The 12,702-nt window shown below is 69.5% G+C and carries 10 protein-coding genes; 1 reads left to right on the top strand and 9 read right to left on the bottom strand.

Annotated features, from left to right (window positions below):
* Positions 1–1,454: 1,454 nt before the first annotated feature.
* The 3 genes from ACFQ9K_RS04925 to ACFQ9K_RS04915 all read right to left on the bottom strand — a co-directional run bounded on the left by ACFQ9K_RS04925 (position 1,455) and on the right by ACFQ9K_RS04915 (position 4,299).
* Positions 1,455–1,982, bottom strand: coding sequence for a GNAT family N-acetyltransferase (locus tag ACFQ9K_RS04925; protein ID WP_378726091.1), 528 nt, complete (start codon positions 1,980–1,982; stop codon positions 1,455–1,457).
* Between the two features lie 697 nt (positions 1,983–2,679).
* Entirely contained in the window at positions 2,680–3,015 is a 336-nt protein-coding gene (locus tag ACFQ9K_RS04920) for a hypothetical protein (protein ID WP_378726087.1), read from the bottom strand.
* Between the two features lie 39 nt (positions 3,016–3,054).
* A complete protein-coding gene (locus tag ACFQ9K_RS04915; RefSeq protein WP_378726085.1) occupies positions 3,055–4,299 on the bottom strand; it encodes an ATP/GTP-binding protein in 1,245 nt (414 codons plus the stop codon).
* Positions 4,300–4,513: 214 nt separating this feature from the next.
* Between ACFQ9K_RS04915 and ACFQ9K_RS04910 the strand changes: the two genes are divergently transcribed.
* A complete protein-coding gene (locus ACFQ9K_RS04910; RefSeq protein ID WP_378726083.1) occupies positions 4,514–4,861 on the top strand; it encodes a hypothetical protein in 348 nt (115 codons plus the stop codon).
* Here the strand turns inward: ACFQ9K_RS04910 and ACFQ9K_RS04905 are convergent.
* From ACFQ9K_RS04905 to ACFQ9K_RS04880, 6 genes are all read right to left on the bottom strand, one after another.
* Positions 4,848–5,897 (bottom strand): S-adenosylmethionine:tRNA ribosyltransferase-isomerase, encoded by a 1,050-nt coding sequence (locus ACFQ9K_RS04905; protein ID WP_378726081.1) that lies wholly within the window; start codon positions 5,895–5,897, stop codon positions 4,848–4,850. The two genes, ACFQ9K_RS04910 and ACFQ9K_RS04905, sit on opposite strands and share 14 nt — an antisense overlap.
* Positions 5,894–6,589: an SDR family oxidoreductase gene (locus ACFQ9K_RS04900; protein WP_378726079.1), complete on the bottom strand. Its 696-nt coding sequence runs from the start codon at positions 6,587–6,589 to the stop codon at positions 5,894–5,896. The genes ACFQ9K_RS04905 and ACFQ9K_RS04900 overlap by 4 nt, the downstream gene beginning before the upstream one ends.
* Positions 6,590–6,687: 98 nt before the next feature.
* Positions 6,688–8,820 carry an NAD-dependent DNA ligase LigA gene (ligA, locus tag ACFQ9K_RS04895; RefSeq protein ID WP_378726077.1) on the bottom strand — a complete coding sequence of 711 codons (2,133 nt, stop codon included), beginning with the start codon at positions 8,818–8,820 and terminating at the stop codon, positions 6,688–6,690.
* Between the two features lie 110 nt (positions 8,821–8,930).
* Positions 8,931–9,965: a methionine synthase gene (locus ACFQ9K_RS04890; protein WP_378982827.1), complete on the bottom strand. Its 1,035-nt coding sequence runs from the start codon at positions 9,963–9,965 to the stop codon at positions 8,931–8,933.
* 199 nt (positions 9,966–10,164) lie between these two features.
* The gene (gene mnmA, locus ACFQ9K_RS04885; RefSeq protein WP_378723212.1) at positions 10,165–11,289 is read right to left on the bottom strand and encodes a tRNA 2-thiouridine(34) synthase MnmA; all 1,125 of its coding nucleotides are present in this window, start codon (positions 11,287–11,289) and stop codon (positions 10,165–10,167) included.
* Positions 11,289–12,518 carry a cysteine desulfurase family protein gene (locus ACFQ9K_RS04880; RefSeq protein WP_378723211.1) on the bottom strand — a complete coding sequence of 410 codons (1,230 nt, stop codon included), beginning with the start codon at positions 12,516–12,518 and terminating at the stop codon, positions 11,289–11,291. The genes mnmA and ACFQ9K_RS04880 overlap by 1 nt, the downstream gene beginning before the upstream one ends.
* Positions 12,519–12,702: the final 184 nt, after the last annotated feature.

The raw sequence follows: 12,702 nt of genomic DNA, 5'->3' as shown, positions 1-12,702 counted from the left end.
GAGTAACCCCGCCGTCATGTCCCACTCGGCGGCATCCCTTACCGCCAACGGGACATGAGAGCGCGAAAGTACGAGTAGCCGCACACGCATGTCCCGCTCGACGGCAATGTTCGCCACAAAGGGGACCTGAGGGCGGGAAGTTGGAAAGGCCAGGCCCTGGTGTCCAGTTCGACAACAACTCTCACGGTCGGCAGGACAATGTCGAGGAGAGCGCGGGCGGCGGGACAGCGCTAGCAGCCAGCCCTGTCCCGTTCACGGACAGCCCATTCGGCCTGCGGGACACGTCAGCGAGAAACGCTGAGTAGCCACGCCGTCATGTCCCATTCGGCAGCATCCATTACCGCCAACGGGACACGAGGGCGCGAAAGTACGAGTAGCCGCACTCCCATGTCCCGCTCGGTGACAACCTTCATGGCCAACGGGCGATGGTTGAGGGGCGACCGTGATCAGCAGGTTTGCAGAGGCCGGAGGTGTGAGTTGCCACGCCGTCATGTCCCGTTCGATGGCAGCCTCAGCGACCAACCGGACACGTCAGCACAGCGCGCATAGCCACGCCGCCATGTTCCGCTCAACGGCAACTCTCGGTCACCGGGACATAGCGGCGGAAAGCGCGCCCAAGCGCACCCGAGTCCCGTTTGACAACAGCCCATTCGGCCGACGGGCCAGGTCGGCGGGAGACAGCAAGTAGCCACGCCCTCGTCCCGCTCGGCGACATACCTTGCCCCAACGGGACCTGAGCGCGGGAAAGTACGAGTAGCCGCACAGCCACGTCCCGCTCAACGGCAGCCCTCTCGACCACCGGGACACAGCGGTGAATAACGCGAGTGGTGGGCCCGAGTCCCGTTCGACGACAACCCATTCGACCGACCGAACAGCGGGCAGCGGGAGACCGCCAGCAGCCACGCTCCCTCGTCCCGCTCGGCGACATACCTTGCCACCAACGGGACCTGAGAGCGGAAAAGTACGAGTAGCCGCACAGCCACGTCCCGCTCAACGGCAGCCCTCTCGACCACCGGGACACAGCGGTGGAAAACGCGAGTAGTGGGCCCGAGTCCCGTTCGACGACAACCCATTCGACCGACCGAACAGCGGCGGCGAGAGACCGCCAACAGCCACGCCCCTCGTCCCGCTCGGCGACATACCTTGCCACCAACGGGACCTGAAGGCGGAAAAGTACGAGTAGCCGCACAGCCACGTCCCGCTCAACGGCAGCCCTCTCGACCACCGGGACATAGCGGTGGACAACGCGAGTGGTGGGCCCGAGTCCCGTTCGACGACAACCCATTCGACCGACCGAACAGCGGGCGGCGAGAGACCGCAAGTAGCCACGCTCCCTCGTCCCGCTCGGCGACGTACCTTGCCGCCAACGGGACCTGAGCGCGGAAAAATACGAGTTGCCGCACGCTTATGTCCCGGTCGACGCTGATTCTCTCGGCTAGTTGGGGAGGGTGGGGTTAGGTGGTTAGGTCTAGGCGGAGGACGGTGAGGAGTTCGCCGGCGGGGGTGTGCCAGTCGCGGGTGGGGGCGGGGGTGAAGCCTAGGCGGTCGTAGATGCGGCGGGCGTCGGTCATAGCGGGCATGGTGGTGAGGGCTACGGCGTGGAAGCCTTCGGCCTTGGCGATGTCGATTACGGTGCGGACCAGGGCGGTTCCCGCGCCGAGGCCGCGGGCGGTCTTCGAGACGGCGAGCATGCGGAACTCGAGTTCGCCGGGGAGCGCGATCTCCGCGTAGGGGGTGCCGGGGCGGGCGACGGTGAGGGACCCGACGATCCGGCCGGCGTGCGTGGCCACCAGGAGTTGCGCGGAGGCGCCGCGATGCTCGGTGTCGGCCAGCTCGGCCGCGTAGGGGGTGTCGGCGCGGACGAAGCCCTCGCCGACGTAGACGTCCACGGTGAGGTCGCTGATCGCCGGATACTCGGCCTGCTCGGCCGTCCGAATGATCAGTCCCACGTTCTCGCCACCGACACCGGCGTTCGCATCCATACCAGGCATCGTGCCATTCGACGTAGAACGGTCTACGTCACACATGCCTGCGCCCGCCACCGCGCCGGGCCGCCGACCCTCATCCTCGCCGCGAAACCCCAGACACGACTACCGATCAGAAGCCGAGACCGGAACGCACGATCTGCCAGCATTCCGGCTTGCCCACCGAGTAAGCGACGATGAGCACCACCGATCACCAGCCACGCAGCGCCAGCCCACCGACCCTGACCCCCGCCGCGAAATCCCAGACACGACTACCAGTCAGAAGCTGGGGCCGGGGTGCACGATCTGCCAGCATTCCGGCTTGCCCGCGGGGTCGGCGATGGTGAGGAGATCACCGACCACCAGCCACGCAGCGCCGCCCCACCGACCCTGACCCCCGCCGCGAAACCCCAGACACGACTACCACTCAGAAGCCGAGACCGGAACGCACGATCTGCCAGCATTCCGGCTTGCCCACCGAGTAAGCGACAGTGGGCACACCACCGATCACCAGCCACGCAGCGCCGACCCGGATCCCCGCCGCGAAACCCCAGGCGCGACTACCAGACAGGACCCAGGGCCGGAACGCACGATCTGCCAGCATTCCGGCTTGCCCACCGAGTAAGCGACGGTGAGCACACCACCGACCACCAGCCACGCTCCGCCAACCCACTGGCCCTGGTCCTCGCCGCGAAATCCGTGACGCGTCTACCGATCAGGACCCGGGGCCGGGCCGCACGATCTGCCAGCGGTCCGGCTTGCCTGCGGGGTAGGCGATGGTGAGGAGATCGCCGATCGCGGGCCACGCGTTGACGTCCCACGCGAAGCGTCCGTAGACGACCGCGCCCTGGACGGTCGGCCCGGTCACGTTGCCGGTGATGGTGACGAACTGCTCGCCCACCGCGTCGTCCGGTCGGGGGCTCACCCCCGTGATGTAGAGCGTGCCGGTCTCCCCCGGCGTGGAGCGGAAGCCGCCGCGGCCGCGCACATAGACCGCGACCATCCCGGCGACGGCGAGGATCATGATCAGCAGCATTCCGAACTCCAGCATGACCCCATGCTATTGCGCCCGGCCACGGCGAACGCGCAGCTACACCGTGGCGAGCTCACTCGTGCCGTGCTCGGTGCGGCGGACCTGCCAGACCGCGCTGCGGGTACGTGCGGAACGCCCGTTGCCCCGATCGATCAGCGCGCGGTTGTTCGTGGTGTAGATCAGTTGGGCGCCTTGGGAATTGGTCTCCGGGTTCTGGAACAGCTGGATCAGGCGGTCGGTCTCCTCGGCGGGCAGGTGCGCGCCGACGTCATCGATCGCGAGGACGCGGCCGGCGTCGAGCGCGTCCAGCATGGCAGGCAGCACCCGCAACAGCGACTGGGTCGCGGTGGATTCGTCGGCGATGTCGAACGGGTTGGCGATGCCGTCGTGCACCAGTCCGAGGCCGACGCCGCGGCGAGCCACCATGCGCGCGTACAGGGCGTCCCTGGCCGCCTTCAGGTTGGTCAGCTCACGCTCCAGCAGCACGGGGGTGTAGCCGTTCTCCCGCAACATCCGGTCGGCGAAGTCGGGCGAGGTGGCGCACAGTTCGATCTGCTTGCCGAGTGCGGCGATGTCGGCGTCCAGGTCGCGCAGATAGTCCGCGTACATCGGGTCGTTCTCGGCGATGAGCAGATCGGTGATGCCCAGTTCGGCGGTGCGCAGCAGCACGAGCAGGCGCGCGGCGTTCTCCGGCGAGCGGGAGAGGTGACCGCCCAGTCGATGCGTGATGGCGGCCGGGTCGGCGGGGCCGAGCTGCACCTCCAGCATCGACTCGAACCAGCGGTAGGCGGGCACCAGCGCATCGGCGTACATCTGCCCGGCGAGGCTGAGCAGCAACGCATTCGGCCGCACCAGCGGCACCAGTGCGGCGATCCCGTAGCGCGCGGCCTCGAACATCGGGCCGATCTTGATCTGTTCACCGTTGCGCTCGAACACGATTCGCTTGCGCGAGCGGGGCTGCGTGTAGAGCCACTCGGCGGCCACGTCGGCGTTGTCGAGCCGGAAGCCGTATGTGTAGGGCACGCCCTCGGCGACGAAGCCTGCCACGAATTCCGAAGGGCGGTCCGGGAATCCGAGGTGCGGCGACCTGTCCGGTCCGGCGTAGGGGTCCCAGCCGGTCACCGAGTGCAGCACCGCGTCCCGCATCTGTGCGAGCGCGTCGATCAGGTTCGTCTTGCCCGCCGCGGCCGAACCGTGGATCGCGGTCACCGGCACCGCCACCGGTCCCCCGCCCTTGGTCAGCCGTAGTTCCTGCTCCTCGGCCAGCGATCTGTGGTTCGTCACCTGAAAACTGCGCAGCATCCCGCCATCCTTTCGTCCCGGCCGCCGCGCCGCGACAGCAGGGCGGGGCCACCGACAGGAAAGTATTGATAGCTGATACGCATAGCGCGAGCGTGGAGGGGTCTCGCGGGCAGATCGTCCGACAAAGACCCTGGTTACGGGTTAGCATGCTGGACGCCACGACTTGTTCGTGTGCCGTTCTTGCTGCAAACGTTCGAAACTGATGGGTAACGATATGACGGTTCGTCGTCTGGTAATCCGAAGCTCCATCGCCGGCGCCATCGCCCTGGGGTCGGTCGTGGCGGTCGCGCCGCATGCCGCCGCCGAGACCTGCGCCGACGGCTCCGCGCGCATCTTCTTCTCCAACGCCGAGCCCCGCTGTCAGACGGGGACCGCGACCTACAGCGCCGAGACGATCTCGAAGGTGTGCTCGATGACGGGCGCCGACGTGGTCGCCGAGGCCGGCTATCTGAACTACAAGAAGCAGATCGTCACCACCCGGCACGAGCTGAGCAACGGAACCTGCGGACGGTTCGACATCGCCGGGCAGCAGAGCGCCACCGTGTCCGTCACCCCGAACTGACCGCTCGGCCACCCAGTAGCAGCGCGCTGTCGCCGAACTCGTGCCAGAGGTACCCGGCGGCCAGCGCGGCCGAGTACGCCTGGTGGACGGCGGCCTCGCCGGCCACCGCGACCAGCAGATCCAGATGGGACGCACCGGGCGCGTGCCAGCCGGTGATCAGCCCGTCCACCACGCGCGCCGGACGATCGCTGCCGAGCACCAGCTCGGTCCATCCCTGCGCGGCGTGCACGCGACCCGACTCGTCGGCGACGCTCTCCAGCGCGCGGGTGACCGTGGTGCCGACGGCGATGACGCGACCGCCCGCCGCCTTCGTGTCGTTCACCGTGCGGGCCGTCGCCGCCGAGACCGCGTAGCGTTCCGGGCTCGGCGGTTCGCCCGCCTCGGGTGAGGAGACGCCCGTATGCAGAGTGATCGGCGCGATCCCGACACCGGCGGCGATCAGGTCCAAGACCAGGTGTTCGGTGAACGGCCTTGCCGCGCTGGGCATTTCCGCACTTCCGGGGATCCGTCCGAAGACCGTCGAATAGTACGAGGCGGACCAGCGTTGCGGCACATAGGAATAGGTGATCGGGTAGCCGTAAACGTCCAGTAGGCACCGCGGGTCGGCGGTGACGTCGGCGATCCACAGCCGCCGGGCTCCGGCCAGCCATGGCGCACGGAGTGTGGCTCGTGCGCCCTCCGGTAACTGGATGATCATTCCGGCCGAAAGCTGTTCCGCGGGATAGGGAGTGCGCGAGGTAGTCCGGACCTCCACCACCCAGCCGCCGTCGTCCAGCCACGTCGCGAAGTGCAGCGCGATCGGCGTGCCTGCCATCCGCCCGTCGATCGCCGCGGCGAGGGTCGCCGAATTGTTCACCACCACAAGGTCACCCGGGGTCAGGTGCCGCGGCAGTTCGCGGAACTGCGCGTGGGTGAGGTGATCGCCGGCGACGAGCAGCCGGACCTCGTCGCGGGCGAGGCCGCGCGCCTCCGGCGGGGCGACGGCATTGCGTTCGGGCGGCAGGACGAAGGAGCGCTGCGTCAGCGTGACCGTCATGAGGCGCGCCCCACCGCGAAATCGGCTGCGGCGTAACGCCCGTTCCCGGGTTTCTCCTGGAGCAACCGCAGCAGCGCGGGCACCACCGTGTCGGGCTCGGGCCGGTCGGAGATGTCGTCGCCGGGGAACGCGGCCTGGTGCATCTCGGTGCGCATGTCGCCGGGATCGAACGCGTAGATCGACCGGTCCGGATGCTCTGCGCCGAGGATCGCGGTGAGCTGATCGAGCGCGGCCTTGGACGATCCGTAGCCGCCCCATGCCGGATAGGGCTCGATCGCGGCGTCGGAGCTGATGTTCACCACGCTGCCGCCGGGCGCCAGCAGCGGCAGCGCGAACTGCGCGACCGCGAGCGGGGCGAGGACGTTGGTCCGGTAGACCAGTTCCAGTTCGTCGAGCGGGTAGTCGGCGAGGCGGACGAGCGGGCTCGGGCCGAGCCGGCTGGCGTTGTTCACAACCAGCGCGAGTTCACCCGCGCTCCTTGCCGTTTCGGCGAGCAGCGCGCGGTGCGCCGGATCGGTCACGTCGCCGGGGATCGCGATGAACGCGGCGCCGAGCTCCTCGGCCACCCGTGCCAATCGGTCGGCGCGGCGGCCGGTGCCGATCACTCGCCATCCGCGCCGGACGAGTGCGCGACTGAGCGCAAGCCCGAATCCGGCGGACGCGCCGGTGATCAGTGCGGTGGGACGAGCCATGGGAAACCTCCTGGTAGTTGCCTACCCGCCCATCCTCATACCTGAAGTGAAGTTCAGGTCAAGCGCTGTTCGCCGAGCGCCGAATACCGTCTGCTCCCTTACTCTTCCGCCGCGGCGTCCGCGTCGGCCGTCGCGGGCGTCACCGCCTCCGGCCCGGACTCCAGCAGCAGGCGGAACCCGTCCTCATCGAGGATCGGCACGCCGAGTTCCTCCGCCTTGGCCGCCTTCGTGCCCGGCGAGTCGCCGATCACCACAAACGCCGTCTTCTTCGACACCGACCCCGCGGCCTTGCCGCCGCGGATCAGGATCGCCTCCTTGGCGCCGTCGCGGGAGAACCCTTCCAGCGAGCCGGTCACCACGATGGACAGGCCCTCGAGCGTGCGCTCGATGGACTCGTCGCGCTCGTCGGCCATGCGCACGCCGGCGTCGCGCCACTTGTCCACGATCTCGTGATGCCAGTTGACCGTGAACCATTCCGCGACCGCGGCGGCGATGGTGGGGCCGACGCCGTCCGCCGCGGCGAGTTCCTCGACCGAGGCGTTCTGGATCCGGTCGAGGCTGCCGAATTCGCGGGCGAGAATCCGGGCCGCGGTGGGGCCGACGTGCCGGATGGACAGTGCGACGAGCACCCGCCACAGCGGCCGGTTCTTCGCCGTGTCCAGGTTTTCCAGCAGTCGCTTGCCGTTGGCGGACAGCTCGCCGTCCTTGTTCACGAACAGCGTGGTGGTCAGCAGGGTCGCCTCGTCGAGGTCGAACAGGTCGCCCTCGTCGGCGATCGCGTGCGACTTCAGCAGGTCGTTGGCGGCCTCGTAGCCGAGCGACTCGATGTCGAACGCGCCGCGACCGGCGACGTGGAACACCCGCTCCCGCAGCTGCGCCGGACAGAACTGCTGATTGGGGCAGCGGATATCGGCGTCGCCCTCCTTCTGCGGGGCCAATTCGGTACCGCATTCCGGGCAGTGCGTCGGCATCACGAATTCGCGCTCTTCGCCGGTGCGGGCGTCGACCACCCGGCCGAGCACCTCCGGGATCACGTCGCCCGCCTTGCGGATGGTGACCGTGTCGCCGATCAGCACGCCCTTGCGCTTGACCTCGGACGCGTTGTGCAGGGTGGCCATCGAGACGGTCGAGCCGGCGATGGTGACCGGCTCCATCACCGCGAACGGGGTGACCCGGCCGGTGCGGCCGACGTTCACCTCGATGTTCAGCAGCTTGGTGGTGGCCTCTTCCGGCGGGTACTTGTAGGCGATCGCCCAGCGCGGGGCCCGCGAGGTGGAGCCGAGGCGGCGCTGCAAGGCCATCTCGTCGACCTTGATCACCTGGCCGTCGATCTCGTGCTCGATGTCGTGGCGGTGTTCTCCCCAGTATTCGACCCGCTCGATGACGGCGTCGATGCCCTGTACCAGCTTGGTGTGCTCGGATACCGGCAGGCCCCAGGCGGCCAGCGCGCGGTAGGCCTCGTGCTGGGAGGCCGGCGAGTAGCCCTCGATCCGGCCGAATCCGTGGCAGATCATCCGGAGCCGGCGCCGCGCGGTGACCGATGGATCCTTCTGCCGCAGGGAACCCGCCGCGGTATTGCGCGGGTTGGCGTACGGCGGTTTGCCCTCGGCCACGATCGCGGCGTTGAGCGTCTCGAAATCCGCCAGCCGCATGTACGCCTCGCCGCGCACCTCGAGCAGCGTCGGCACGGGGAACTCGTCGGTCGGCGTCAGCTCGCCCGGGATGTCGTCGATGGTGCGCGCGTTGAGCGTGACGTCCTCACCGGTCCGCCCGTCGCCGCGGGTGGCGCCACGCACCAGCCGCCCGTTCTCGTAGACCAGATTCAGCGCGACCCCATCGATCTTCACCTCGCACAGATAGTGCAGGTCGGACCCGGTCTCGGCCTCCACCCGGCCGGCCCAGGCGCGCAGCTCGTCGTAGTCGAACACGTTATCCAGCGACAACATCCGCTCGAGATGATCGACCGCGGTGAAGTCCGTCGCGAACCCGCCGCCGACCAGCTGCGTCGGCGAATCCGGCGTGAGCAGGTCGGGATGCTCCTCCTCCATCGCCTGCAACCGTCGCAGCAGCGCGTCGAACTCACCGTCGGTGATGATCGGTGCGTCCCGCACGTAATACCGGAACTGATGCTCGCGCACCTCGTCCGCCAGCCGCTGCCACTCGACGCGCTGCTCCGCCGTAGCCGCCGCCACCGCGCCCGCCTCACTGTTCACCGCACCGCTGTCACTCACCCAACGCACATTAGCCGAGCCCACCGACATCTCCGGGCAGTGTTACCGCACGTCGCCGCACCGATCGCCCGGTCGGCCGAGCTGGTCGGCCGACCGGCGGAACGCGAACGTCAGGCGGAGGCCGAGGGCTTGTCGAAGGTGAGGGAGTCGGGGTCTTCGGCGTAGGCGCGGGCTACCTCGGCGGCGAGGGCGAGGGCCTTGCGGGCCCATGGGAGGGGGGCGGCGCCCAGGCCGCAGGCGGGGGTTACCAGGGTTTGGGTGGCGAGGGTGCGGCGGGGGAAGCCGAGGCGGTCGATGAGGCGGATGCCGGGTTCGGCGATGTCGCGCCAGGTCGGTGGGGTGGCGGGGGCGGTGGTGGGGACGAGGCCGAGGAGAAGGTGTTTGCCGGCGTCGAGGAGTTCGCCGATGCTGTCGAGGTCGCGGGTGGCGATGGTGGCGAGGTCGAAACCGATTGCGGCGGCGGTGCTTTTGCGCAGGAACGCCAGCGCGGGAGATTCGGCGCAGCTGTGCACGAGGACGGGGACGGACTGGGTGGCGATGACCCGGTCCAGGATGGTGAGGGCCTCGGGTTCGGGCAGCGCGCGAACGCTGTCGAGCATGCTGACGGCGCTCAGGGCGCCGTCGAGGACGGCGGTGAGGGACGGTTCGTCCAGTTGCAGAAGGACTTCCGCGCCGAGCCGGCGGCGCACCTCGGCGACGTGCGTCACCAGCCCCTCGGCGAGGGATTCCGAAAGATCGCGCAGCGCACCGGGATCGGTGAGCGCCAGGTGCCCGTTGGGCAGTTCGACCTGCGCGGCGAGCGTCAGCGGACCGGCCACCTGCAGCTTGATCGGGCGACCGGAGCCGGTCGAACCCGCTGTCTCCCAAGCCTCTTCGAGCGCATCGAGATCGCCGCGGAGCAGATCCCGTGCCCGCCTGGACACTGCCCCCGGCCGCGGCGCGAGCCGGTATCCGCGGGTGGTGGTGTCGAAACGCATGTCGACCAGCAGCGCCGACATCCGTCCGATCATGTCCGAACCGGGGCCGCGTCCCGGAAGTTCCACCAGGTGCGGCAGATCCGGCAGTTCGCCGAGCACGGTGGTGGCGGCCTCGCGGGCGTCGGCGCCCGGCCAGGAGCCGACGCCGGTCGCTATGCCACCGCGCAAGCCGCTCCCCGGCCGGTCCGCCGCGTCGATTTCTGTGCCTTTCGCGTTCTGATACACCCGTTGTCAGCTTCCGTCGATCGATCATGGTGCGCATCCGGAGCCCGGCCGCGGTGTGATCGGTGTGCGCGGCAGGCGGATTCGCCGGCCGGCGCGACAGCCGGTTCCGGGTAACCCTCGCACATCGGCACGAAGGGTGGGCTCAGCGCGTGGCGGCGGACTCCGCGTCGCTGCCGACCGGCGCGCTGCCGGACCCACCGGTCCCGGAGATGGTCCCGCTGCCGATCACCAAGTCGCCCAGCTCATCCGGCCGATACAGCACCACCGCCTGCCCGCGCGCGACACCGGTCAACGGCTCGCGCAACCGGACGATCAGCCCGTCGCCGACCGCCTCGGCCACCGCGGAAGCCAGGCCGCCGTGCGCCCGAACCTGCGCGACGCACTCGATCGGCCCCTCCGGCGTGACCCCGGAGGTCCAGATCGCGCGGTCGGCCTCGACGGTCCACACCTGCAGGTCCTCGACCGAGCCGACCCGGACGGTCCCGGAGTCGGGATCGATCCCGGTCACGTAGCGCGGCTTACCGTCCGCGGCGGGCCCCGGCAGCCCGAGTCCCTTGCGCTGACCGATCGTGAACCCGTGCACGCCTTCGTGATCCGCGAGCTTCTGCCCGTCGGCGTCGACCACGGCGCCCGGCCGGATGCCGATCTTCGCGCCGAGGAAGGCCTGGGTGTCCCCGGACGGAATGAAGCAGATGTCGTGACTGTCCGGCTTGTTCGCGACGGCCAGCCCGCGCTCGGCGGCCTCCTCGCGAATCCGCGGCTTCGGGGTGTCCCCGACCGGGAACATGGCGCGCGCGAGCTGCTGCGCGTTCAGCACGGCGAGCACGTAGGACTGGTCCTTGTCGGCGTCGACGGCCCGGCGCAGCACGCCGTCGTCGAGCCGCGCGTAGTGCCCGGTGACCACGGCGTCGAAGCCGAGCGCGAGCGCGCGATCGGCCAGCGCGGAGAACTTGATCTTCTCGTTGCAGCGCAGGCACGGGTTCGGCGTCTCGCCGGCCGCGTAGGCGGCGACGAAATCGTCGATCACGTCTTCCTTGAACCGGTCGGCGAAATCCCAGACGTAGAACGGGATCCCGAGCACGTCGGCGGCGCGCCGCGCGTCGCCCGCGTCCTCCTTGGAGCAGCAACCGCGCGACCCGGTGCGCAATGTGCCCGGCGACGCGGACAGCGCGAGATGCACGCCCACCACCTCGTGCCCGGCGTCGACAGCACGTGCCGCCGCCACCGCCGAATCAACACCACCACTCATCGCGGCGAGTACTCGCATCAAACACCTCCCTTCGCACCGGCCAGACCCGCGGCCCTGGCCCGATCCACAACCTGGGGCAACACCGCCAACAACGCGTCCACATCGGCGCGAGTCGACGTGTGCCCCAACGAAAAACGCAGCGACCCGCGGGCCTGCCACGGTTCGACACCCATCGCGATCAGCACGTGACTCGGCGACGCGACACCCGCGGTGCAGGCCGAACCAGTCGAGCATTCGATCCCCGCCGCGTCCAGCAGCATCAGCAGCGAATCGCCCTCGCAGCCGGGGAAAGTGAAGTGCACGTTGCCGGGCAGTCGCCGATCGCCGGGCGCGCCGTTGAGCACCGCCTCCGGCGCGATCGCCAGCACGCCGTCGATCAGCGCATCCCGCAACCCGGTCAATTCCGGGGTACGCGTGGGCAATTCGGCCGCCGTCTGACGCAGCGCGGTGGCCAGGCCGACCGCGGACGCGGTATCCGAGGTGCCGGAACGCAGGTCGCGTTCGTGCCCGCCGCCGTGCAGCAGCGGCACACACGGCACCTGCCTGCCGAGCAGCAGCAGGCCGACACCGTGCGGCCCGCCCACCTTGTGCCCGGCGAAGCTGGCCGCGGACAACCCGCTCGCGGCGAAGTCGATCGGCAGCTGGGCCGCGGCCTGCACCGCGTCGCTGTGCATGGGCACGCCGAATTCCTGTGCCACGGCGGCCAATTCACCGATCGGCTGAATGCTGCCGACCTCGTTGTTTGCCCACATGACGCTCACCAGCGCGACATCGTCGGGGTTCGCCGACAGCGCGGCCCGCAGCGCGCGGGGCGAGACCACGCCCTCGTCGTCCACCGGCAGCCAGGTCACCCTGGCGCCCTCGTGCTGCTCCAGCCACTCGACCGCATCGATCACCGCGTGGTGCTCGACCGAGCTGACCACGATCCGGGTCCGGCGCGGGTCGGCGTCGCGCCGCGCCCAGTAGATGCCCTTGACCGCCAGGTTGTCGCTCTCGGTCCCGCCGGAGGTGAAGATGACCTCCGAGGGCCGGGCGCCCAGATCGGCGGCGATCGATTCGCGCGCCTCCTCCAGCGTCCGCCGGGCGGCGCGGCCGGAACCGTGCAGCGACGACGCGTTGCCGACGATGCCCAGCGCAGCCGTCATCGCCTCGATCGCGGCAGGCAACATCGGAGTGGTGGCCGCATGATCGAGGTAGACCGTATGGGCCGCCGCACCGTGTACCGCACCCGAGAAACCCGCCTTCATGACCGATTAAGCCTATCCCAGCGTTGACCTGCGCATCTTGGGGGTGTCCCCTCGCTGCCTTCGATTTACCTTCGATTCACCCACGATGCCCAACCCGCCGACCGGCCGCCGATATTCCCGCCGACCGGCGCGTCCGGACATCAGGTTGCCGTGTGTCTCGGCGGGATCGGTCCTGCGGCGCGCA

It is taken from the genome of Nocardia sp. NPDC056564 (assembly GCF_042793755.1).
Lineage (GTDB): Bacteria > Actinomycetota > Actinomycetes > Mycobacteriales > Mycobacteriaceae > Nocardia.
The sequence above is the reverse complement of the archived record's forward strand: the minus strand, read 5'-3'. Positions and strand labels throughout refer to the sequence as shown.